General features: G+C 40.9%; 22 protein-coding genes and 1 pseudogene. 15 read left to right on the top strand and 8 right to left on the bottom strand.

Translation table 11 applies throughout. The features are described 5' to 3' along the window. Positions 1–5 precede the first annotated feature (5 nt). The 5 genes from MHH58_RS09385 (at position 6) to MHH58_RS09365 (ending at position 6352) form a co-directional block, all read left to right on the top strand. On the top strand, positions 6–953 hold the full coding sequence (locus MHH58_RS09385) for a diacylglycerol kinase (protein ID WP_341345745.1): 948 nt from the start codon (positions 6–8) through the stop codon (positions 951–953). Positions 954–979: 26 nt separating this feature from the next. Next, complete coding sequence (locus tag MHH58_RS09380; RefSeq protein WP_341345744.1) at positions 980–2755, top strand: 5'-nucleotidase C-terminal domain-containing protein; 1776 nt, start codon at positions 980–982, stop codon at positions 2753–2755. A gap of 25 nt (positions 2756–2780) precedes the next feature. Continuing rightward, entirely contained in the window at positions 2781–4133 is a 1353-nt protein-coding gene (rlmD, locus tag MHH58_RS09375; protein ID WP_341345743.1) for a 23S rRNA (uracil(1939)-C(5))-methyltransferase RlmD, read from the top strand. Between the two features lie 41 nt (positions 4134–4174). Beyond that, on the top strand, positions 4175–5002 hold the full coding sequence (locus MHH58_RS09370) for an exodeoxyribonuclease III (RefSeq protein ID WP_341345742.1): 828 nt from the start codon (positions 4175–4177) through the stop codon (positions 5000–5002). A 132-nt stretch (positions 5003–5134) separates the two neighbouring features. Continuing rightward, on the top strand, positions 5135–6352 hold the full coding sequence (locus tag MHH58_RS09365; RefSeq protein WP_341345741.1) for a DUF819 family protein: 1218 nt from the start codon (positions 5135–5137) through the stop codon (positions 6350–6352). 52 nt (positions 6353–6404) lie between these two features. On the opposite strand, the gene MHH58_RS09360 is transcribed toward MHH58_RS09365, so the two are convergent. Continuing rightward, a complete protein-coding gene (locus MHH58_RS09360) occupies positions 6405–7364 on the bottom strand; it encodes a threonine ammonia-lyase (protein WP_341345740.1) in 960 nt (319 codons plus the stop codon). A gap of 132 nt (positions 7365–7496) precedes the next feature. On the opposite strand from MHH58_RS09360, the gene MHH58_RS09355 reads away from it, so the two are divergent. Genes MHH58_RS09355 through MHH58_RS09345 form a run of 3 tightly spaced genes read left to right on the top strand, consistent with a single transcriptional unit; the run spans position 7497 to position 9566 of the window. After that, positions 7497–8198 carry a GTP pyrophosphokinase gene (locus MHH58_RS09355; protein WP_341345739.1) on the top strand — a complete coding sequence of 234 codons (702 nt, stop codon included), beginning with the start codon at positions 7497–7499 and terminating at the stop codon, positions 8196–8198. Between the two features lie 37 nt (positions 8199–8235). Further along, positions 8236–9252: a DUF4097 family beta strand repeat-containing protein gene (locus MHH58_RS09350; protein ID WP_341345738.1), complete on the top strand. Its 1017-nt coding sequence runs from the start codon at positions 8236–8238 to the stop codon at positions 9250–9252. A gap of 14 nt (positions 9253–9266) precedes the next feature. Beyond that, positions 9267–9566 (top strand): TIGR04104 family putative zinc finger protein, encoded by a 300-nt coding sequence (locus MHH58_RS09345; RefSeq protein ID WP_341345737.1) that lies wholly within the window; start codon positions 9267–9269, stop codon positions 9564–9566. Between the two features lie 122 nt (positions 9567–9688). On the opposite strand, the gene MHH58_RS09340 is transcribed toward MHH58_RS09345, so the two are convergent. The 4 genes from MHH58_RS09340 to MHH58_RS09325 are packed head-to-tail and all read right to left on the bottom strand — an operon-like array spanning position 9689 to position 12204. Beyond that, the gene (locus MHH58_RS09340) at positions 9689–10411 is read right to left on the bottom strand and encodes a hypothetical protein (protein ID WP_341345736.1); all 723 of its coding nucleotides are present in this window, start codon (positions 10409–10411) and stop codon (positions 9689–9691) included. Further along, entirely contained in the window at positions 10398–11273 is an 876-nt protein-coding gene (locus tag MHH58_RS09335; protein WP_341345735.1) for an ABC transporter ATP-binding protein, read from the bottom strand. The genes MHH58_RS09340 and MHH58_RS09335 overlap by 14 nt, the downstream gene beginning before the upstream one ends. Before the next feature lie 27 nt (positions 11274–11300). After that, positions 11301–11894 carry a DUF2812 domain-containing protein gene (locus tag MHH58_RS09330; protein ID WP_341345734.1) on the bottom strand — a complete coding sequence of 198 codons (594 nt, stop codon included), beginning with the start codon at positions 11892–11894 and terminating at the stop codon, positions 11301–11303. After that, complete coding sequence (locus tag MHH58_RS09325; RefSeq protein WP_341345733.1) at positions 11887–12204, bottom strand: PadR family transcriptional regulator; 318 nt, start codon at positions 12202–12204, stop codon at positions 11887–11889. The genes MHH58_RS09330 and MHH58_RS09325 overlap by 8 nt, the downstream gene beginning before the upstream one ends. Positions 12205–12402: 198 nt before the next feature. Here MHH58_RS09325 and MHH58_RS09320 point away from each other — a divergent pair, with 198 nt between their 5' ends. Then, a complete protein-coding gene (locus MHH58_RS09320) occupies positions 12403–13623 on the top strand; it encodes an iron-containing alcohol dehydrogenase (protein ID WP_341345732.1) in 1221 nt (406 codons plus the stop codon). A gap of 13 nt (positions 13624–13636) precedes the next feature. On the opposite strand, the gene MHH58_RS09315 is transcribed toward MHH58_RS09320, so the two are convergent. Beyond that, entirely contained in the window at positions 13637–13843 is a 207-nt protein-coding gene (locus tag MHH58_RS09315) for a hypothetical protein (protein ID WP_135099267.1), read from the bottom strand. Between the two features lie 207 nt (positions 13844–14050). Here MHH58_RS09315 and MHH58_RS09310 point away from each other — a divergent pair, with 207 nt between their 5' ends. From MHH58_RS09310 to rlmD (MHH58_RS09300), 4 genes and pseudogenes are all read left to right on the top strand, one after another. Further along, positions 14051–15001: an ABC transporter substrate-binding protein gene (locus MHH58_RS09310; RefSeq protein WP_341345731.1), complete on the top strand. Its 951-nt coding sequence runs from the start codon at positions 14051–14053 to the stop codon at positions 14999–15001. A gap of 14 nt (positions 15002–15015) precedes the next feature. After that, entirely contained in the window at positions 15016–16044 is a 1029-nt protein-coding gene (locus MHH58_RS09305; RefSeq protein ID WP_341345730.1) for an NAD(P)/FAD-dependent oxidoreductase, read from the top strand. A 276-nt stretch (positions 16045–16320) separates the two neighbouring features. Further along, a pseudogene (locus MHH58_RS12440) lies at positions 16321–16392 on the top strand (hypothetical protein); the annotation flags it as partial. An 88-nt stretch (positions 16393–16480) separates the two neighbouring features. Further along, complete coding sequence (gene rlmD / locus MHH58_RS09300; protein ID WP_341346101.1) at positions 16481–17875, top strand: 23S rRNA (uracil(1939)-C(5))-methyltransferase RlmD; 1395 nt, start codon at positions 16481–16483, stop codon at positions 17873–17875. Positions 17876–17930: 55 nt separating this feature from the next. On the opposite strand, the gene MHH58_RS09295 is transcribed toward rlmD (MHH58_RS09300), so the two are convergent. Then, a complete protein-coding gene (locus MHH58_RS09295; protein ID WP_341345729.1) occupies positions 17931–18938 on the bottom strand; it encodes an NADP-dependent oxidoreductase in 1008 nt (335 codons plus the stop codon). Positions 18939–19488: 550 nt separating this feature from the next. Between MHH58_RS09295 and MHH58_RS09290 the strand changes: the two genes are divergently transcribed. Together MHH58_RS09290 and MHH58_RS09285 are read left to right on the top strand one after the other, a co-directional pair. Next, positions 19489–19902, top strand: a complete 414-nt coding sequence (locus MHH58_RS09290) for an HTH domain-containing protein (RefSeq protein WP_341345270.1) — start codon at positions 19489–19491, stop codon at positions 19900–19902. After that, positions 19809–20849, top strand: coding sequence for an IS3 family transposase (locus MHH58_RS09285; protein WP_341346092.1), 1041 nt, complete (start codon positions 19809–19811; stop codon positions 20847–20849). The genes MHH58_RS09290 and MHH58_RS09285 overlap by 94 nt, the downstream gene beginning before the upstream one ends. 154 nt (positions 20850–21003) lie before the next feature. Here MHH58_RS09285 and MHH58_RS09280 read toward each other — a convergent pair whose 3' ends face one another. Then, on the bottom strand, positions 21004–22191 hold the full coding sequence (locus MHH58_RS09280) for an NADH-dependent flavin oxidoreductase (RefSeq protein ID WP_341346100.1): 1188 nt from the start codon (positions 22189–22191) through the stop codon (positions 21004–21006). Positions 22192–22299 lie beyond the last annotated feature (108 nt).

The raw sequence follows: 22299 nt of genomic DNA, 5'->3' as shown, positions 1-22299 counted from the left end.
TATTTATGAAAACAGCGAGAATAATTTACAATCCCACTGCCGGCAAAGAAAGTTTTCAAGACAAACTGCCTGCGGTGCTGAAGCGTTTCGAAGAGGCGGGCTATATTACGAGTACTCATGCAACTACAGGACCAAACGATGCAACTTATGCTGCGCGTTTTGCATGTGAACAGGGTTTTGATTTAATCGTCGCTTCCGGAGGGGACGGTACGATTAATGAAGTTATTAATGGTCTCGCAGAATACGATAAACGTCCGGAACTCGGCATAATTCCAATGGGAACAGTCAATGATTTTACCCGGGCTCTAAAAATTTCCAATGATATTGATGAAGCAGTCAGCACTATTTTAAATGGCAGAACAGGCAAAGTGGATCTTGGCAGTATGAACGGCAAATATTTTATGAATATTGCAGGCGGCGGAAAAATTACGGAAGTATCCTATGAAGCACCGAGCAAACTGAAAGCAGTTATCGGTTCTCTGGCGTATTACGTCAAGGGTATTGAACTAATTCCCCAGATGCGCAGTATTAATTTACGTATTGAATATGATGATGAATTGTTCGAAGGCGAAGTGATGATATTTCTGCTCGGTCTGACAAACTCCATCGGTGGCTTTGAGAGACTGGTGCCGAATGCAAAATTAAATGACGGTTATTTTACTCTCCTGATTCTCGAGCATGTCAATCTTGCGGAATTTGGTCATATACTGTCACTCGCAACACGGGGAGAGCATTTAAAACATCCTAAAGTACATTATTATAAAGCCCGGGATGTGAAAATTACTTCATTTGACGAAGTACAGCTGAATCTGGATGGTGAATTTGGCGGTGTGCTTCCTGCTCATTTTAAAAATTTAAAAGAATTTTTAAAAATAAGAGTGCCCGATGAGTTTTACAATGAGCTGTACAGTGAAGATAATGATTATAAGCTTTTGAATCAAGAAAACGAGTAAGTTCTGAGTACATATCAAATTTTGGGGTGAATATTTTGAAGCTGACGGTCTTTGCAACAACGGATGTGCACGGCGCAATTTATCCGTACAATTATTTTGATAATGAACCGAAAGAAAATGCATTATTAAAATTCAAGACTTATATAGATAAATATAAAGCGATGAACGGCAGCGAAGCTGTTATTACGGCCGACAACGGCGATTTGCTTCAGGGGGATGTCTGGAGTGAATACGACAGTGTAAACAGCAGCAGGGCTCTTGTTCCGGGTATTATTAATGAGATGTACGATGTTATCGGATTAGGCAACCATGAATTTAATTTTGGTCTGCCTTTTTTAAATGAATTTTATAATCAAGTTACTGTACCGATAGTGAATTCAAACGTGGATTTTCTGGATGATCCTTTAGAATCAATAATAAGAGCCTGTTATATTAAAGAAATAAAAACCGCTGACGGCCTTCTTAAAGTTGGATTTTTAAGTGTTGTGCCGACCCAAATTTTAAAATGGGATAAATTCCATCTGGAAGGCAGAGTAAAAGCAGAGCCTATGACTGAAGCGGTCAGAGAAACAACAGCGCAATTGAAAGATGGCGGCGCTGATATTATTATATTATTATCTCATACAGGTATGAGTGAGGCAGATGACGATTTAACACCGCTTGGTGAGAACCAGGCCGTCTTAATGGCTATGATGGAAGATATAGATGGTATTGTTTTCGGTCACACTCACGATGTGTTTCCAAGCGGCGATCTGCTGATTTCAGATGACCGTCTTGATATTGATACAGGAACATTCAATAAGATGCCAATGGTTCAGCCGGGCGTATCTGCAAGTCATCTCGGTGTGCTCAATTTCGATTTGGAGTACGACTCGGGTGTCTGGAAGGTCAGGCAGGCAGACAGCAGTTTAATCAGCGCAGAAGACATCGTTTTAAAAGATGATGAATTGGCAGACTACCAAAAAAAACATGAACAGGTGCTGGCTTATTTAAATATACCAATCGGCAAAACAGATTATCCGCTGACTACTTACTTTACAAGAGTAATACCATCACGCGGTGTGCAGTTTGTCTCGGAAGCAACAGTATGGTTTGCAAAAGAGCGGGCGGCGTTGAAAGAAAGCAATATACCGATTATCGGTTTTAACTCCGCAGTAAAAGTAGGGCGTGACGGGCCTCAGGATTATACTGCTATTCCTGCCGGAGAAATGACCATCGCAGACAGTATCGATATTTACAAGCATGCAAATACGCTGCTGATTATTAAAATTACGGGTAAAGTACTGAAAGAGTGGCTCGAATGGGCTGCTTCCTCGTTTAATGATTATGAAGGCGATGAAATACTGCAGCCGAATAACTCACGCTACGGTTTCCCGGGCTACAATTTCGATACATTTTTTGATTTGGATTATACTTTTGATATAACAAAACCGGCACGCTATGTCAGTTCAGCACACCGTCTTAATGATTCGGAACGTGTGATTAAAATGTCGTACAAAGGTAAGCGGATCAAAGATACAGATGAATTTATCGTGCCGGCAAATAATTATAAGGTGGCATATGCGCCATTTTTACGAGATGCTGAGATATTATATGAATCGGATATTTCAGTACGGGATATCGTGACAGAGTATATAAAAAGCGGAGAGACTTTTGAATATCATAATCCGATGACGATTATTCCGCATGGAACATATAAATTTACGACGGCAACAGCGGCGGCGGAGTATACAGACGGGCTGCCGGTAGAACATTTAAAAGACTGCGGCGACGGTTTCAGTATATTCAGCGTAAAGCTTTAAAATTAATGATGTAAGAGGTTTTAACATGAAAGCAATAACTAAAAATAATAAATATGAAGCAGTCGTAGAGGACTATACACATGAAGGCATGGGGATAGTTAAAGTCGACGGCTATCCAGTATTTTTACCGGATGTTTTAAAAGGTGAATCGGTAGAATTTAAAGCAGTCAAGGTAAACAGCAAATATGCTTTCGGCAAAGTTTTAAACATTCTTGAAGCCTCATCGAACCGTCAGACTCCGCCGTGTGAATATTACTTCCAGTGCGGGGGCTGCCAGATACAAGTAATGAACGATGCCGAACAGGCATCATTTAAGCGTCAGGTCGTTGCCCAGAACATTAATCAGCAGGCAAGACTGAACCTTCATATTAACGATACGGTAACGGGAGATCCGTTATACTACCGCAATAAATCACAAATTCCCGTTCAGAAAATTGACGGTCAGGTTATTATGGGCTTCTATAAACCGCGTTCACACGATATCGTTGATATTGAACACTGCTATATTCAAAAGCATATTCATAATGACATTATGCTGTTTATAAAAGATAAACTGATTGAAGAGAATACATCGATTTACGACGAGAAATCACATCAGGGACTGCTGCGTCATATCGTAATCCGTTCAAACAGCGATGATAGCGAAGTGCAGGTAGTCTTTATTACGAACGGCAAGAGAAATGAATTTTTATCGATTGTAAAAGCATTAAAAGAATCATTTCCGAATGTGAAAAGTATCGTGCAGAATATTAACGATGAAAAAACAAACGTGATTTTCGGCCAGCGTTCAATCGTTCTGCTTGGTCATGATTACATTACAGATACGCTGCTTGGAAAATCATTTAAAATACGCGACCGTTCATTTTATCAGGTAAACCATGAACAGACAGAAAAGCTCTATCAGATCGGGCTCGACATGGCCGATCTAAGCGGAGATGAAACAATTATTGATACGTATTCAGGCATCGGTTCAATTGGTCTTACAGCATCGGACCGTGTCAGCAAAATTATCGGAATTGAAGTTGTTGAAAGTGCAGTTGAAGATGCTAAAGAAAATGCGAAACTGAATGGCATCGATAATGCGGACTACTATTTAGGAAAAGCAGAAGAAGTAATGCCGAGACTCGTTAAAGAGGGCGTCAGCGCTGATATTGTCTTCGTCGATCCGCCGAGAAAAGGATGTCATACAGAGTTCCTTGATGCACTGATAGAAGTTGCACCGAAGAAGATTGTATACATCTCATGTAACCCGAGCACACTGCAGAGAGACATGAAGTACCTGGAGAGACACGGTTTTAAAGCATCGGAAGTCACACCGGTTGATCTGTTCCCGCAGACAAAACATATTGAAGCGGTTACTGTGCTTGAAAAACAGTAAGATATATAAGATCGGACGTAATCTATTTAGGAGGAAGTATTTTGAAGTTTATTTCATGGAATATCGATTCATTAAACGCTGCCTTGACCAGTGATTCGGCGAGAGCGTTGTTATCACGTAATGTATTAAGGTCACTTCAGGAACATAATCCTGATGTCATTGCGATTCAGGAAACTAAATTATCAGCAGCGGGACCGACTAAAAAACATGCGGAAATTTTAAAAGAAGTATTTCCGGATTATGAAGTTATTTGGCGGAGCTCGGTAGAACCGGCGCGTAAAGGTTACGCTGGAACGATGTTTTTGTATAAATCAGAGCTGCGTCCGGAAGTATCATATCCTGCAATCGGAGCACCGGAGCCAATGGATGCTGAAGGACGCATGATGACACTGGAATTCGATGATTTTTACATTACTCAGGTATATACTCCGAATGCGGGCAGCGCCTTGAAACGACTTGATGAACGTCAGGTATGGGATCAAAAATATGCAGATTATTTAGAAGAACTGGATAAAAACAAACCGGTATTTGCAACTGGTGATTTCAACGTTGCTCACAGGGAAATTGATTTGGCAAATCCAAAAGGCAACCGCCGTTCTGCAGGTTTTACGGATGAAGAACGTCAGGGATTCACCAATCTTTTAAACAGAGGATTTACAGATACTTTTCGTCATATCCACGGTGATGTGACAGGTATTTACTCATGGTGGGCTCAGCGTGCAAAAACGAGCAAAATCAATAATTCAGGCTGGAGAATTGATTACTGGCTGGTAAGTAACCGTATTGCCGAAAAAGTCATTAAATCAGAAATGATTGATTCCGGCACAAGACAAGATCACACTCCTGTGCTGCTTGAAATAGAAATATAATCGGAAAACTGTACATTTGCTTTGAAAAAAGCTGATGTACAGTTTTTTATCTTAATAATATATCTATAATTATCTGTTAATTGAAATTCACCTGGAGTAGAATAAGAGTAACTTTACATAAGGGGGATTTAAATGGAAGAGGTGACGAGTCTCATACATCCAGAGAATTATTGGGTGCTGTGGGCAATTTTAATAGGCTGGGCTGCTGTTGCGATTGTACTTGAGCAAAAGTACAGCTGGGCGTCGAAATTATCAGGAGCAATCATTGCACTAATCGGGGCGATGCTGTTAAGTAACCTCGGTGTTATACCGCTGGAATCACCGGTTTACGATACAGTATGGTCATACGTTGTACCGCTTGCTATACCGCTTCTGCTGTTTCAATCCAATATCGTGAAAGTGTGGCAGGAAAGTAAGCGTGTGCTTATAATATTTTTAATCAGCACGATAGGAACAGTGGCAGGGACAATTACTGCATTCTTCTTATTTAAAGACATAATACCTCAGGTAAACCATATTGCGGCGATGCTTAGCGGTTCTTACACAGGGGGAGGCGTAAACTTTGCAGCTATGGCGACACGCTTCGATGTCGCAGAGGGGACTGTGTCATCTACTGTTGTGGCGGATAATTTATTGATGGCTTTATATTTTCTGGTGCTTATTTCCATACCTGCAATGAACTTTTTCAAGAATAAATTTTCTACTCCGCATATAGATGAGCTTGAGAAGAATAGCGACAGCGGGAATCAGGCGGCGAGTTACTGGGAACGTAAAGAGATATCTCTAACCGATATCGCGTCTGCTATCGGGACAGCATTTGTAATTGTTGCCGTGTCCTTCAGTTTTGCTGAATTCTTCTCAAATATAATTCCTGAAAACAGCAATATTTTCTTAAGTATTTTACGAGGTATCATCGGTGATGATTATTTAATGCTGACGACTTTAACCTTGTTTCTTGTTGCAATATTTCCAAAATACTTTGAGAAAATCAGCGGTTCACAGGAGTTCGGCACATTTTTAATATATATTTTCTTTGTGGTCATCGGGATTCCTGCATCTATTCCGTTAATACTGCAAAATGCACCGTTAATCCTGGTATTCGCTGCAATTATTGTATTTGTGAATATGCTGGTTTCATTTGGTTTTGGACGTCTGTTTAAGTTCAATCTGGAAGAAATCATTCTCGCATCTAATGCCAACATCGGCGGACCGACAACAGCAGCGGCGATGGCCATTTCACGCGGCTGGACAAAACTCGTCGGACCGATATTAATCATCGGGACACTGGGTTATATTATCGGTAACTATATAGGCACTACACTTGGCTTGTGGTTCACATCATTAATGTAATAATAAAAGCAGAATCTCTCCGGAGCATATTAGAGAGGTTCTGCTTTTATATTTAATACTCAGTATCTTTAATGTAGTCAAGCTGATCAAAACCAAGGTTTCCGCCTGTAATAACAAAGCAGATTTTATCTTCAGGTTTTACTTCAATCTCTTTGTTAAGAACGCCGCCAATCCCGATGGAAGAAGAGATTTCCGCAAGTATTTTTGCTTCCATCAGCAGCAATTTCTGTCCTTTTTTCATAGCTTCTTCACTGACTGTATAGAATGTATCCACGTATTTTTGCACGATAGGGAAGTTCTTCTCACCTGGAATAATACTGACCAGGCCGTCTGCGATTGTGCCTTTATTCTCTACCTGTGTAATCTCATTATTTTCTAAACTTGCAGCGAACTTAGGCAGATTGGCAGGTTCGACGCCGTGTACTTTAACATTATCAGCTGATTCTTTGACAGCTGTTGCGATACCGCCGACTAAACCGCCGCCGCTTGTCGGAACGAATATGTGATTTATATCCGGGAGTTGTTCTAAAATCTCAAGACCGACAGTGCCTTGACCCGCCATTACACGGTAGTCATTAAAAGGAGGAATCAGCGTATAGCCGTGTTCTTCTACCAATTTTTCCTGTAACTTAAAGCGTTCTTCTACAGTTGTCGGAATAATTTCAGCACCATGCTCTTTAATTTTTTCAAGTTTGAATGGCGGGGCAGTATCTGGAACAGCGACTGTTGCTTTAATGCCCAATAATTTTGAAGCGTAAGAAACCGCGTGACCATGATTTCCTGAAGATGAGGTAACTACACCGCGTTCCAGTTCTTCATCTGTCAGCTGAAGTATTGTATTCATTACACCGCGAAGCTTAAAAGCGTTTGTGCGCTGCATATTCTCTAGTTTTACATACACTTCACAGCCGAGGATTTCTTCAAGATTACGAAGTCTGAGAAGCGGAGTTTTAATAACATAAGGCGCAATTCGTTCACGCGCTGCTTTGATATCTGATAATGATAAAGTCATATGTACATCTCCCTTTGTTTGATTATCTTAATAATAACTCTATTAGAAGAAAATATAAATATATGATGTTTGGTAATATTATCTGACTCCACTTATAATGATACTAGTAGATAAAGTTTTAGGAGTGTTTATATGTACGTGGACCGTAAACCATCGATGGATTTAGAAGAGTTAAAAGAAACAATGACTAAGAAATTTCAGACGAATCAAAATTTCAATTCACTTGAATATTTTGATGAAATGCTGAATTTCGTAGAATTAAATCATATATACTCTTCAGCTTTGGAAGAAATATCAACTAAACTTAAAATACTGGATGATGAATTCCAGGTCATTCATAAACATAATCCCATTCATCATATGGAACGGAGAGTTAAAGGAACACGCAGTTTACTGTCCAAACTGGAGCGTAAAAGTCTGCCTGTGACAGTTGAAAGTGCCAAGGATAATATATTCGACATCGCGGGTATGCGCGTAATCTGCAATTACATAGAAGATATTTACGTACTGGAAAAGCTGCTGTTGAAACAGGAAGATATTAAATTATTAAAACGCAAAGATTACATCGAGAAACCGAAAGAAAATGGTTACCGCAGTCTGCATATTGTTATTTCTGTGCCTGTGTTTTTATCGGAAAGTGTAGAACACACACCGGTGGAAATTCAAATCCGGACAATCGGCATGGACATGTGGGCAAGTCTCGAACATAAAATGCGTTATAAAAACACTAAAAAAGATACTGAAGAGTATATGACACTTCTCAAGGAATGTGCATTTGAAATATCAAATGTTGAGAACAAGATGCAGGACATGCATAATGATATTAAAGATTAATAACCGATACGGTAAATTTGAAAAGCAGGGGAATTAAATGTCGCTAAACGAGTTTATAACAAAACTGGAAAAAGAACTTGATGCATTGCCGGATAATCGGCGTGAGGAGCTTGTAAAAGATTTTGAAATGCAGATACAAAAAGCGATAGAGCTCGGAGATACTGAAGAATATCTTTTAAAAATATTAGGAGAACCCCGTAAGGTAGCTGAGAAATTTATCGCAGAAGAAATTGCTGAAGAAGAAGCGGAACCTGAACAGGAGACTCGAAAAACCGGTTTGCAGCCTGTCACAGGAAGTTTTGCCTCAGACTTGAAAAACTTCAGCATCAATCAGCTGGCAATCAGCGGAGAGAGCGCCGATATCAAAATTGAAAAAGGAAAGAAGCTCAGTATTAAATTTTTAAGCTATACCCATAAAGGGAAACTGGAATATGAAACTGACAATAATCAGCTGACAATATATCATACAGGCTCAGCAGGCGAAGTGAAATTTAATACAATTATTGATTTTATGAAAAAAAGAAAACAGCTGAAAAAAGATGAATTAATAATTACCTGGCCGGAAACTCTCGATATGCTGACAGTGAATAATCAGATCGGCAAAGTAACTATTAGTGATATCGAAGCAGAGGAGTTTAAAATAAAAACAAAGGAAGGCGCAGTAGAAGCTGCAGGTCTGACGGGGAACTACGGAGAATTTCAGTCGGAGATGGGCGCCTTGAAAATAGAATCGAGTGACTTCAGCAATCTGTACATGAATACAGAAATGGGTAAATTGACCGTTGCAGGAGTAAAATCGGAAAGGTACGATTTACTTACGGAACTCGGGAAAATAGCATTGAATAATCTGACGCCGGACAGCGATTTGAAAGCGCTCAGCAAGATGGGATCAGTCAGTGTAAATTATCGCAAACAACCGAAATATACAAAAATAGTGGCACGGGCAAATGTCGGTAAAGTAAAAAATGCATTGGCAGATAAAAAAATAGAAAAGCAGCTTTACAGAGCGGAATATATGAGCGAAATGGGATCTGTTAAAATAACATTATCTTAAAAGGGGAGATTAATTTGGCGCGCTGTACGAAATGTCAGACGGAATGGACGTTTAAAGATAAGGCTGGAGTATTTAAAAGCCTGTCGGGTTCTGTAAAGTGTCCTTACTGCGGGGCAGAACAATTTCTTAGTTTAAAAGCGCAAAAACAGACAGGCCTCGTAAACATGATTATTCCTGTAACCATGCTGCTGCCGCTTCTTTTCGGTCTACTTTTGCCGCTTCATATAACACTGATTGTGCTCGGAATAATTACAGTAGTTATATTGAATATCACACTGGTAAAATTAAGCGGAAAAAAGGAATATATAATCTGAAAAGAAGGTATATGTAACGAGCCGTTATAGATATAAGCGGCTGTTATATTTATGAAATTATCAAAAGCAGAACAGATACACGAAAAAGATCCGCGGAATTTACTTCCCCGGATCTTTTTATATTAATAGTCTCTTTTTTGAATTTTTATCAATCCGATTACTGCAATCAGTATAATCCCTGCCGCCGAAGATACGTAGTGTGCGGGCAGCCAATTATGAGAACCGGTGACTTCCGGAAGGAAGTAGAGGGGCAGGTATTCTCTGATAAACGTATTCACCCATTCAGATAAACCATCCCACATCAAGATTCCGTCTAAAAGAGAAGGAAGGAGCATGATGGACAGCAGGGCGACGATAAATAAAGCAAGCACATTATTGTAAAATGTACTGATTGTTAAAAATAAAGTGCCGTAAAATAGAGTATAAAGGATAAAATGCAGAATGATTTGCCACATCAATTCTCCTGGCATTTCAAGTCCGGCATAGGCTGCCAGAAAATAAGTTGATAAGCTGCCGGCAATGCCGAAAATTAATCCGACAATACCAATAGTGATGACTTTGGCAATATAATATTTTATTCGGTTTATTTTTGTATTCATCATAAGAGTGATTGTATTCTGGCTGATATCTTTTGTGAACGGCAGCATAGCGTTAATTACAACCAGCAGGGTACCGAAAAATGCAAAGAAATATGTCAGCTGAATGACTTCAAATGGACCGTTTAAATTTGCGACTGAATAAGCGATTCCAAATGCCGGAAGAATACATAGGACGAGTGAGAAATAAGTAACCCAGCTCGTCATTATATTTTTAAAGTCATAGAAGACAAGTTTACTGATTTTCATGCTGACCGCCGCCTTTCATCTGATTGAAGTAGTAATCCTTAACTGACCCCTGGTGTTTGTTAATATCTGCAGGGTAAATACTTTCGACACTTAAAGCTTTTAACATGTCCTGAAGCAGGTGCACAGAAGTGACGGATATAATATTTTCCGTCTGTTTTGCTGATTCATCAAAATTTTTAATCACATCAAGAGCATACTCAAGGTCATTTTCATCAAAAACAAACGACATGGTCACAGTTGTACTTAGCCTCTCAACATTTTCCTTATTGCTGAGTTTTCCCTGGTCGATAAATACAATGTCGTCGCTGACCGCTTCAATATCTTCAAGTTTGTGACTCGAAATCAGCACTTTCATACCGTAATCCTGAGCCAGTTTCCGGATAATACTGAGCACTTCGATTGAACCGTCGGGATCCATGCCGTTTGTCGGTTCATCGAGAATTAAATATTCCGGTTTTCGTGCAAGCGCAATAACAAGACCGAGTTTCTGCTTCATTCCCATCGAATATGTTTTCATCTTTTTATTTACATATTTTGTCATACCTAACTGTGCGAGCAGTGAATTAATAAATTCTTTATCGTAATTACCCGTGTATATTTTTGTGAAATATTCGATGTTGTATTTACCTGATTTGTTTTTATAGTACTTCGGTTCTTCGATTAAGTAACCAATCTCGGCATTATTGTCTTTAGCAACTGTGCCGGAATAGTTCTGAATAACGCTGCACATAATTTTCATCATCGTCGTTTTACCGGCGCCGTTTTTACCGATTAAACCTGTGACGCTGGAGTCGAGAGTAAAGTTAATATTATCGAGCACAGTATTACTGCGATATTTCTTGGAAATGTTGCTTAACTTCATTTAAACATCCTCCTTGATACGAAATTGTTAATTTTCCTGTTCAAGTTCTTTTTTGGCTTTGTCCATTCTGTAATAAGCAATGAAAAGTATAATCACCGTTACCGGGAAGAGTACTGCCGGCAGAACTCTCATCAGAGCGAAGGGCAGTTCAAACAGAAATGCTCGCCAGAATTTCATGCCTTCCATATCCCATAAACCGGGAGTTAAAAATATCATTCCGGGGCTGTCCGGCAGAAAAAGCATCGAGTAGAATAAAAAGAGAATTGCCAGCCCGCCTGTCATTTTCATATATCTTTTATAATAATTAATTTTTGACTCGCGATCAGAAAACAATTCATCATTGCCGTCCGGTTTTTTTGACCAGACTTGTGTCATCGCGCCGAAGCGGCCGCCTCTAATATGTGCCCAGCCGAATTCTTCATGAATGCTGATATATTCCTCGTATCTGGATTTGTTCATATACTCTTGGTAATCCACCCGTGTTACATAATCATCAGAAGTTTTTTCGAATTTATAAATGAAATCCATTGAAATATCTGTTAAACGATAACCTTTACTTTGCATTTCGTTAATCCACTGTTCTTCCTTCAACGGGTCAAGAAAAAATTTGTACTTATTCATTTGAACCATCTCCATGTTCATAAAGGGAAATAAATTTCTTTAAACGCATATTTTCGATTGCGAGTATTTCTTCTCCTAGTTCTGTAACCTGATAAACTTTCCTGCGTTCTCCAGGATTAGAAATCAGTTCTATATAGTGATGTTTTTTCAGATTATCCAGGGCCCCGTAAAGCGTGCCGGCAGCAATATTAACTTCTCCGTCCGACATTTCGTTTACGAGCTGCATAATCGCATAGCCGTGCAGCGGCTTCCTTAAGGCCAGCATTATCAGATGCATTGTTTCTGACAAAGGTAAAAGCTTCGGTCTCATATTATTCACCTCTAACTATATCGTCTAACTGTATAGTCAAACTATATAGTTTGACTGTATAAAAGTCAACTGTATATTATTTATGAAAATCAGCTGATAATTTAATCTTTTTATCATTTTACTCTCACTTAAATTTAGGAAAAGATATATAGAATATATGCAACGGATTATTTTGAACGTGTGGAAGGAAAGATATCTATGTTATTTAAAATGTACAGCCGGGCATATCAATGGATAATGAAAAATACTGCACCTTTATTGAACTGGCAGCCGCCGGCAGTAATCAACTGCGTAGGGTGTATTGAAAAACTGGCACCTAAATTAACGGAAGAGTCTATAAAAAAAGTACTGATTGTAACTGATGAAGGCATTGTTAAAGCAGGTCTGCTCGATAAAATGCTCGACAGTCTGAGCGAAGAAAATATTATTTATTTTATCTATAAAGGTACAAAAGCGAACCCGACAACGAAAAATATAGAAGAAGCAGTAAAGGTTTTTAACGAGCAGAATTGTGAAGCTGTAATCGGATTTGGAGGTGGTTCGGCAATTGACTGTGCCAAAGGCACCGGTATCGCTGCAGCTAAAAATACGACGGATTTTAAACGATTTAAAAGCGTCTTAAAAGTGAGAAGTAAACTGCCTTACCTCGTTGCGGTTCCGACAACGGCGGGCACCGGCAGCGAAGCAACCATCGCCGCAGTGATTACCGACAGTGAAACCAGGGAGAAATATGCAATTATAGATACAAAACTGATGCCGGATGCGGCGGTATTAGACCCGGAGCTGCTCCTCGGACTGCCGCAGGATATGACGGCATATTCAGGCATGGATGCTTTAGCACATGCTGTCGAAGCTTATCTTAACCGGAGCAATACGAAGCAGACGAAAATGCTGAGCGAGGAAGCAGTTGAGCTAATCTATGACAACTTATACCCGTCGTATAAAAATGGTCAGGATATTCAGCTGCGGACGAATATGCAGCGGGCTTCTTATTTTGCAGGCAAGGCATTTACCCGGGCTTATGTGGGAAATGTTCATGCCATGGCGCATGCCTTAGGTGCTGAATATAATGTCCAGCACGGCCGGACTGTAGCTGTGATTCTCCCGTACATATTAGAAGAGTACGGCGAAGCGGTTCACGGCAAGCTCGCACACCTTGGTGATATTGCAAAAGTGACCGGGACAGAGGACAGTGACGCGGTTAAAGCAGAGAAATTTATATCGAGTATTAAAGATTTAAATGAGAAAATGAATATCGGGACATCTTTCCCAGAATTGAAAACCGAAGATTTAAAGAAATTGTCTGCAGCAGCGTATAAAGAAGCAAATCCTCTCTACCCTGTACCGGTCATGTTCAGTAAAGCTGATTTTAGTCAAATGTATAAAAAATTAATGACTGCAGAATCAAAAGAAGGATAGTCCCTCCAGGGAGCTATCCTTCTTTTTTACGGGGCGGCGTGTGTATCGATGCTTCAATTGCAGCGCCGCCGCTGATGCCGAGTGCGATACCGGCAGCAATCCAAAAAGCAGTGTATCCGAAAATTAAACCTGTAATAATTCCGAGGATAATACCGATTGCGGCGCCTATAGCCATGAACCGGTTAACGGAATTAAAATCGCGATGTCTGTATGCAGTCATACTATCATCCCCTTAACGGCAAAAATTTTCTCTTTTTATTTATATACCACGATAGTGAAAAACGAAACGATAAGTGAATATTACTACAGAATCGTAATGTATATTTTTTATTAAGAACAGTTGACTTTGTGTGTCATAAAGCATAAAATTTTATTGATAATGATTATCAGTGTCAATATCTTATAAAAAATCGAACGGAGAAAATAGATGAAAAAATTAGCGGTTTTAATGCTCGGAATATCAATTTTTGCTGCAAGCTGTTCAAATGATGAAAGTAATACAAGTGAGCAGGCATCTGAAGAGAGTGCAGCTGAAGAGCAGGTACTTACAGACGATGCAGGAAATGAAGTGGCAATTCCTGAAAATCCGGAACGTATTATAGGAACGTATCTTGAAGATGATTTACTTACACTGGAAGAAACACCGGCAGTACAATGGACAATAGGTGAAGACAGCGTTCAGGAATACCTTCAGTCTGAAGGTCTTGATGGATTGCCTTTAATGCCTTTCGATTTACCGTTTGAAACAGTTGTCCAGGAAGAACCAGATTTAATACTGCTCAGTTCAGCGGACCTTGCAGAAGGTGAGAAATACGAAAGCTACTCTAAAATTGCGCCGACATTCATCGTTGAAAGCGGCAATTACGATGATTGGAGAGACCGTCTGACACGTGTTTCTGAAGTGTTCGGCAAAGAAGATTTAGCCGCAGAGAAAGTGGCTGAATACGATACACTCAGTGAGGAAACAGCAGCTGATCTGGAAAGCGAAATCGGCGGTGAAACTGCAGCCGCAATCTGGTGGACTGGTGATTCTTACTTTATCTCAAATAAAGATAAGTCGAGCGGTGAAGTATTATATAACGATTTAGGTTTAAGTGCACCTGCCCTGGTCGAAGAACTTTCAGAGGGTAATGAAACGCCGTGGATTGAAGCCTCGCTTGAAAGCCTGGCTGAAATGGAAGCTGATCATATTTTCTTTATCGGCAATAGTGAAGGAGACAGTGAAACAGCATTTTCAGATGATGTATTTAAAAATATTCCGGCTGTAGAAAACGGAAATGTTTATGAATATACTCGGGAAGACAGCTGGCTGTACAGCGGCTATATTGCAAACAGTTTAATCGTTCAGGACGTCGAGGAAGCATTAGGTTCTAACTAAGGAGTGTATTTTTAATGACGGACAATATATATGATGTCACAGTAATCGGCGGCGGACCTGCTGGCCTGTTCAGTGCATTTTATGCGGGCCTTCGTGAAATGAAGACTAAAATAATTGACGGGCAGGATAAACTCGGCGGCAAGGTGCATCTTTATCCTCAAAAAATGATTTGGGATATCGGCGGAACTGAGCCGCTGGCAGCTAGGAAATTGATAGAGAAATCGATTGCGCAAGGGTTAACGTTTGAACCGGAAGTGGTATTGAATACGATAGTGACTAATATTCACAAAGACAATGATGAGTACTTTACGGTTGAGACGTCTGAAGGAGATAAGCATTACTCCAAAAGTGTGATTATTACAATCGGCGGCGGAGGCATGATTAAGCCTGTCAAACTTAATCTTGAGAATGCCCATCTGTTTGAGAATAAAAATCTTCACTACGCAGTACCCGATATTAAACGGTTTACCGATAAAAAAATACTCATTACCGGCGGCAGCTATTCAGCAGTAGACTGGGCAAATGATCTGTCGCCGATAGCGCGTGAAATTCATATTATCTACCGGGGCGATGATTTGACAGCACATGAGGCGGATGTCAGCCGGCTGCAGAAAAATGGTGTGAAAGTCATGACAAAGTCTGAAGTCACTGGAATCAGCGGCGGAGATTTGATGGAATATGTCGAGATTACTAATAATCACACTGGTGAAACTACCAGCGATGCCTATGATGAGCTGATTGTGAATCACGGCTACGATCAGGAAAATCTCCTGTTCAGAGAAAATAATCTTGGTCTTAATCTTGAAAATGACTTTTTTGTTAAAGCAGAACCGACGGGGCTGACTAATGTCGAGGGAATCTTTGCTGCCGGAGACTGCATCAGATACACGGGCAAAGTAAACTTGATTGCGGGAGCTTATGCAGATGCTGTCAATGCTGTTAACAATGCGAAAACTTACATCGATCCGAAAGCTGATCAGTTTGCGATGGTGTCGTCTCACAACCAGCGTTTTAAAAATAAAAACAAAAAAATAATGTATTAAAGTTTAGACGGCTTGAGAATCTGTATTTTGAGATTTTCAGGCCGTTTTTGCTTCGGGGGTTGGTATGATCGGGTTTCGTGTGTACCCGCGGGTGCTGGGGTTGGTATGATTGGGGCTAGTGTGTACCCGCGAGTGCTGGGGTTGGCATGATCGGGTTTCATGTGTATCCGCGGGTGCTGGGGTTGGCATGATCGGGTTTCATGTGTATCCGCGGGTGCTGGGGTTGGCATGATCGTGACTCATGTGTATCCGCGGACTCTGGGGCTGGTATGATCGGGTTTCATGTGGATCCGCGGGTGCTGGGGTTGGCATGATCGGGGTTCATATGTACCCCAGCCAGCGGTTTAGACTTTTATCAATTTTGCTTGCAACAATTCGTGTCTATAAGTAAAATTATATAAATGAAGAGATGTGTGAGGAGATAAAAGTGGCTAAAATTAACAATGAACATATTGAAACATTTACAATAACTATAGATGATTTGGATAAAAAGGGGTCTGGCCGGGGATATGCCTTGCGTGATCACGGCGGTCATAAACCCCGTAAGCTGAACCTTGCTGTGCCGCAGACACTGAGAGGGGAAACGGTCACAGTTGATGTACCAAATCCGACGCGAAAACGCGCAAATGTACTGCCTAAAGAAATAATCACAGCGCATCCTGACCGGGTGACACCGCCGTGCCCGCATTTTGAATTATGCGGCGGCTGCGTATGGCAGCACTGGAGCTATGAGGCACAGCTGAAAGAGAAAACTGACTTTGTTAAGCGGGAATTAGAGAAGAATAATTTTGACGCTGCTGTGGTGAAAGATGCGATAGGCATGGAAGAACATCCATTTGAATACCGCAATAAAATGGAGTTTACATTCGGTAAAAATGGTGAGCTCGGCATGCATGAACTTGGAAATTTCCGTAAAATTATCGATCTTAATACATGTTTAATTGCCAACAATGAAATGGTTGATGCAATGCTGCTTGTGTCTAAATGGGCGGGAAAACACGAGCTTCCAGGGTATGATAAAGAAAATCACAGCGGTCTGCTCCGACACTTAATGGTCAGACGCTCTCAGGAAACTGAAGAAATGATGTTGGCGGTATTTGCGACTGATAAGCCGGATGGTGAACTAAAACCTTTAATCGATGAACTCGTTGAAGAACTGACGGCGAAATTTGATAATCTTAAAAGTTTAATGTGGATGGTCAATACAGACATTGCCGACCGTGCACAATCTGAAGATACACATTTACTTTTCGGCAGGGATTATATCCATGACGTGATGTACGGATATAAATACCGCACCTGGTTCGATACCTTCTTCCAGACGAATCCGACTCAAGCGGAAAAACTGGTTGAGCTGGCACTTGAAATGGCAGATGCCAAAGATCATGAACGCATGATTGATCTGTTCTGCGGGGTTGGAACGTTCTCGCTGCCGTTTGCTAAAAGAGTAAAAGAACTTGCAGGTATTGAGATTGTTGAATCATCTATTGAATCGGCGAAACGCAATGCTGCAGATAACGGTATTGATAATACTTATTTCCTTGCGAAAGATGCGCGCCGTGGCATGGATGAAATACTCGAAACGTGGGGGATTCCTGATCTTCTGATGCTGGATCCGCCACGTTCAGGTGCAGGCGGCAAAGTAATGCGCCGTATTGCAAGGCTTGGAACAGACAGAGTAGTCTATGTTTCATGCAATCCGGAAACATTTGCAGAAGATATTACATGGCTGAGAGAATTCGGCTATGAATTAAAAACTGTGCAGCCGGTGGATTTATTCCCGCACACGGTGCATGTTGAAGTGGTGAGCCTATTGGTTAAGACCATTTGAAGATAAAGAAGCCGTTTGAAGAATGATAAAAATCTTCAAACGGCTTTTTAATATATTAATCTAATGAATCCGATACTTTAACAATCTGTTTTCCGAGGTTGTCTCCGGTAAAGAGATTTCTGAACGCTTTCGGAATTTTATCGAATCCTTCAGCAATCGATACTTCGGATTTAATTTTACCTTCCTGAACCCACTGGGCAAGCTGCTTACTTGCTTCTTCAGCTTCATCTTCGAATTGAGCGACGAGAAATCCTTGCATCAGGGCTTGAGATTTAATCAGCTGCTGCTGGACGCGGGGACCGTTATCTTCTTTACTGTTGTAAGAAGAAATCGCTCCGCAGACAGGAATTCGTGCAAAACGGTTCAGATGTTTAAACACTTCGTCTGAAACAGTACCGCCGACGTTTTCAAAATATACATCAACACCATCGGTCACTGCAGCTGCAAACTGCTCTTTAAAATCATCTGCTTTATAATCGACACCGGCATCAAAACCTAATTCTTCAGTAAGATAAGTGACCTTTTCCCGGCCCCCGGCGATGCCGACAACTTTTGCACCTTTAATTTTAGCAATCTGGCCGACGACAGAACCGACCGCACCGGAAGCAGCAGAGACAACGACAGTTTCCCCTGCCTGCGGTTTACCGATATTTAATAAGCCGCCGTAAGCAGTGTGGCCGGTCATACCGAGTGTGCTTAAATATAAATGAAGCGGAACTTCCGTTGACGCTACTTTACTTACACTGTCAGCTGATACCGTATTATACTTTTTCCATGACAGATGACCTGTTACGACATCATTTTCCTTGAAACCGTCAGCATTCGACTCTACAACTCTGCCGAGCACGTGACCATTTAGTGGTTCATCTATATCAAAAGGTTTCGCATAGGATTTCGTATCATTCATGCGGCCGCGCATATAAGGATCGACTGAAATATAAACACTTTCAATTAAAAGTTCATTGTCTCCGGGCGTGTTAATATCAATATCTTCGAATCTGAAAATATCGTCACCAGGCATTCCTTCCGGGCGTTTTGCTAAAACTATCTGTTCATTTTTCAAAATAATCCTCCTCAAAATATTGTTTAAGAACATACTTAAATATAATACCCGGAAAAGGATGGGCTAAATTACTGTATAGAGAATTTTATTTAAAAGGATAAAAACCCATGGACTTTGTGGAAGATACAGAGTTCGTGAAACCATCTGCATGTACTTTGTTAAATCAACAACGTTCATAGCCTGATTTGCATGAACTTTGTCAAATCAACAACGTTCATAGCCTGATTTGCATGTACTCTGTCAAATCAACAACGTTCATAGCCTGATTTGCATGTACTCTGTCAAATTAACAACGTCCATAGCCTGATTTGCATGAACTTTATCAAATCAACAACGTTCATAGCCTGATTTGCATGTACTCTGTCAAATTAACAACGTCCATAGCCTGATTTTAAACTGGACCCCATAAACTGGACACGCGAAGTTCTTGTTTAAAAATATATAGACATCTGTCCCTTTGTCCGTTTTACTTGTAGACATCAGTGCCTTCAGTGTTCTGATATCTGGACAGACAGGCTCAGATGATTAATTTAAAAGACAGGAGCTCATCATGATGCAAGAATTGAATCCATCAGAACTTTCGACATTACGCCAGTCCCCTTACGTGGAACATGTCACGCCAAAGAAAATTATTTATGGTGCAGTGTTTGAACGGGAATACCACCGTTTGATTGAAACAGGATACTCAATAGAGGAGAGCTTTGAATTTCTGGGATTAGACCCAAAGATTCTTGGCAAAGACAGAATGAAGGCGTATCACAGACGGTACAACCACCGTCTGGCCAATGATTTAATGCATATTCCTCAAGCAGCCGGTCAACCTTTGACTGTCTCACAGGAATTGGAAGCCAAGACCCACCGGATTAAGTTATTGGAACAGGAGCTCGAATTTCTAAAAAAAAAGATGCAGCTGACACACCAATACAAACAGCTGAAGGACTCAAACAATACTACTTCAGATTAATATATGAGACTGTCAATGCACCGGGGTCAGCGATCGAAGTCAAGGTATTGACCCAGCTCTGCGGCGTGTCCAGAAGTGGCTACTACAATTGGGTGAAACATACCCGGGTCAACCATGATATCCGAGAAGAAAAGGACCGAAAAGACTTCAATCTCATTTTGGATGTGTACAAATACAAAGGCTATGATAAAGGGTATCGTGTCATTCATATGATGCTTTTAAATCGAGGTGTATTAATGAATCCGAAGAAAATCCTTCGGCTCATGCAGAAATATAATCTTCAAGCTAAGATTCGACGGCCCAAACCGCAGAGCATTCATTTGAAAGCGACCCATAACGCCAAAGTCATGCCGAATCATGTCAGACGGGAATTTAGAGCTTATGGACCGAGAAAGATATTACTGACAGATATTTCCTATTTGCCTTACGCTCAAAAACAGACAGCCTATTTAAGCACCATAAAGGATGCATATACTAATGAAATCTTGGCATATACTGTGTCTGAATCTTTGGCCCTGGATTTTGTCGTAGACTGTGTGAATCAACTCGAGTCTGATCACGGAATTAAACACTCCACAGAAACGGTGATTCATTCCGATCAAGGCTCTCATTACACTAGTATTAAATTTCGAGAATTGGCGAATACGGATCGATATATTCAATCCATGTCCAGACGCGGGAACTGTTGGGATAACGCACCGCAAGAATCATTTTTTGGTCATATGAAAGATCATTTAAATTTATCCGAACTGAATACATTTGAACAAGTTAAAACGGCCATTGCTGGAATCATCCACTATTACAACAATGACCGTCCTCAATGGAAATTAGCTAAGCTAACTCCAGTTCAATTTTATCAATATTTTACTACAGGTGTCTATCCACATGAACATCTTGTGACGCCACCGACATTGCCCGAGATTAGAAAGCTTGAGCTTAAAATATAAGTATATTTTAAGCTCAAAGAACCCAAAAGGGACTTCCCGTGTCCTTGACAAGGGGTTCACTTTATTTGCATGAACTTTATCAAATCAACAAAGTACGTAGCCTAGTCTGCATGTACTTTGTTAAATCAACAACGTCTCTCAAGCACAGAATACACTAGTCTTCATCTGCCAGCCTGCGCAGTTCATCCCGCGTTTCTTTTGGCAGTCCTTCACCGTAATCCATCATGCGGACAATATCTTTAAATGCTGCTTTCGGTATTTTCAAATCATCCAAGTCATCAATAGTAAATTGCAGATCTATTTCATCTTCACGGCCGTCGCGCAGTTTCGTGACAAAATCCGGCTCTGTAATGAACGGGCTGGAGGCGCCGACCATGTCTGCATATTCCAATGCTTCCAGTGCTTTGTCCGGTGAATTTACACCGCCTGTTGCCATCATCGGAATTTCTCCTTTTACATATTCGTAAACGACTTTATTAACAGGTTCACCCTGGTGCGGACCGGCTGCACGGACTTCATTCTGATAAATATTGCGTCCCCAGCTTGCGATAGCGAGGTAATGGATATCTGTAATTTCCCGGGCCCAATCGACGAACTGTAAAAATTCATCTACGCTGTAGCCGACGTCATCGCCGCGGGTTTCCTCAGGCGTGCCTCTGAAACCGAAGATAAAATCTGCAGGCGCATGTTCTTTAATTACGTCACTGACTGCTTTAATCACTTCGAGACCGAAACGGGAACGGTTTTCGAGTGAAGCTGCGCCGTACTCGTCCTCACGTTCATTCGAAAATTTCGAGAAAAATGTCTGGATTAACAGACGCTGGGCTGCTGATACTTCCACGCCGTCAAATCCGGCGTCGATTGCTCGTCTTGCAGCATCTGCATACTGCTGAATAACTGTATCGATTTTACGTTTTGTCATCGGCAGCACCTGGTGTTTGACCGGTGTGTTTAATTCCATAAAGCTCGGGCCGTAAACCACTCCAAGATCCAATATGGCCTGGTTAGAAAACCGCCCGGCGTGGGTTAACTGCAGAATTGCTTTAGCGCCGTCTTTTTTCATCGCTGCAGCGAGTTTTTTCAACCCCGGCACTGTCCGGTCATCTGCTACGCTGAAGCCGTATTCAAACAGCTGACCGTAAGGTTCGATATAAGCAGCTCCCGTTACTTGTATCGGTGCTGATGCTGCTCTTCGTGCATGATATAGCTCATCTTCAACGGTAACATAGCCGTCGACAGTCGATGAGTTTGTAATCATCGGCGAGAGAACGAAACGGTTTGACAGTTCAATGCCGTTCGGTAAAAGTAAAGGTTTAAATAAAGGCGAGTATTTTTTATTCATCATGCTGCTCCTTAATATGTACGTTCTTTTCTTATTACTTTCAAAGTAGCAAGGTATAAAATTAATGTCAATCAGCTGGTTTGAAAATCACATCAGTATCATATTGAT

It is taken from the genome of Jeotgalicoccus sp. FSL K6-3177, assembly GCF_038050175.1.
In the GTDB taxonomy this organism is placed as follows: domain Bacteria; phylum Bacillota; class Bacilli; order Staphylococcales; family Salinicoccaceae; genus Jeotgalicoccus; species Jeotgalicoccus nanhaiensis.
This window is presented reverse-complemented; position numbering and strand designations above follow the sequence as displayed.

Bases quoted from the DNA above. Each gene is read 5' to 3' on its own strand.
- MHH58_RS09280 (WP_341346100.1), bottom strand. From the start codon at position 22,191: ATGAATAAAAAATACTCGCCTTTATTTAAACCTTTACTTTTACCGAAC.
- MHH58_RS09290 (WP_341345270.1), top strand. From the start codon at position 19,489: ATGATGCAAGAATTGAATCCATCAGAACTTTCGACATTACGCCAGTCC.
- MHH58_RS09360 (WP_341345740.1), bottom strand. From the start codon at position 7,364: ATGACTTTATCATTATCAGATATCAAAGCAGCGCGTGAACGAATTGCG.
- MHH58_RS09350 (WP_341345738.1), top strand. From the start codon at position 8,236: ATGTCGCTAAACGAGTTTATAACAAAACTGGAAAAAGAACTTGATGCA.
- MHH58_RS09325 (WP_341345733.1), bottom strand. From the start codon at position 12,204: ATGAGACCGAAGCTTTTACCTTTGTCAGAAACAATGCATCTGATAATG.
- MHH58_RS09310 (WP_341345731.1), top strand. From the start codon at position 14,051: ATGAAAAAATTAGCGGTTTTAATGCTCGGAATATCAATTTTTGCTGCA.
- MHH58_RS09330 (WP_341345734.1), bottom strand. From the start codon at position 11,894: ATGAATAAGTACAAATTTTTTCTTGACCCGTTGAAGGAAGAACAGTGG.
- rlmD (WP_341345743.1), top strand. From the start codon at position 2,781: ATGAAAGCAATAACTAAAAATAATAAATATGAAGCAGTCGTAGAGGAC.
- MHH58_RS09355 (WP_341345739.1), top strand. From the start codon at position 7,497: ATGTACGTGGACCGTAAACCATCGATGGATTTAGAAGAGTTAAAAGAA.
- MHH58_RS09320 (WP_341345732.1), top strand. From the start codon at position 12,403: ATGTTATTTAAAATGTACAGCCGGGCATATCAATGGATAATGAAAAAT.
- MHH58_RS09315 (WP_135099267.1), bottom strand. From the start codon at position 13,843: ATGACTGCATACAGACATCGCGATTTTAATTCCGTTAACCGGTTCATG.
- MHH58_RS09365 (WP_341345741.1), top strand. From the start codon at position 5,135: ATGGAAGAGGTGACGAGTCTCATACATCCAGAGAATTATTGGGTGCTG.
- MHH58_RS09335 (WP_341345735.1), bottom strand. From the start codon at position 11,273: ATGAAGTTAAGCAACATTTCCAAGAAATATCGCAGTAATACTGTGCTC.
- MHH58_RS09340 (WP_341345736.1), bottom strand. From the start codon at position 10,411: ATGAAAATCAGTAAACTTGTCTTCTATGACTTTAAAAATATAATGACG.
- MHH58_RS09305 (WP_341345730.1), top strand. From the start codon at position 15,016: ATGACGGACAATATATATGATGTCACAGTAATCGGCGGCGGACCTGCT.
- MHH58_RS09385 (WP_341345745.1), top strand. From the start codon at position 6: ATGAAAACAGCGAGAATAATTTACAATCCCACTGCCGGCAAAGAAAGT.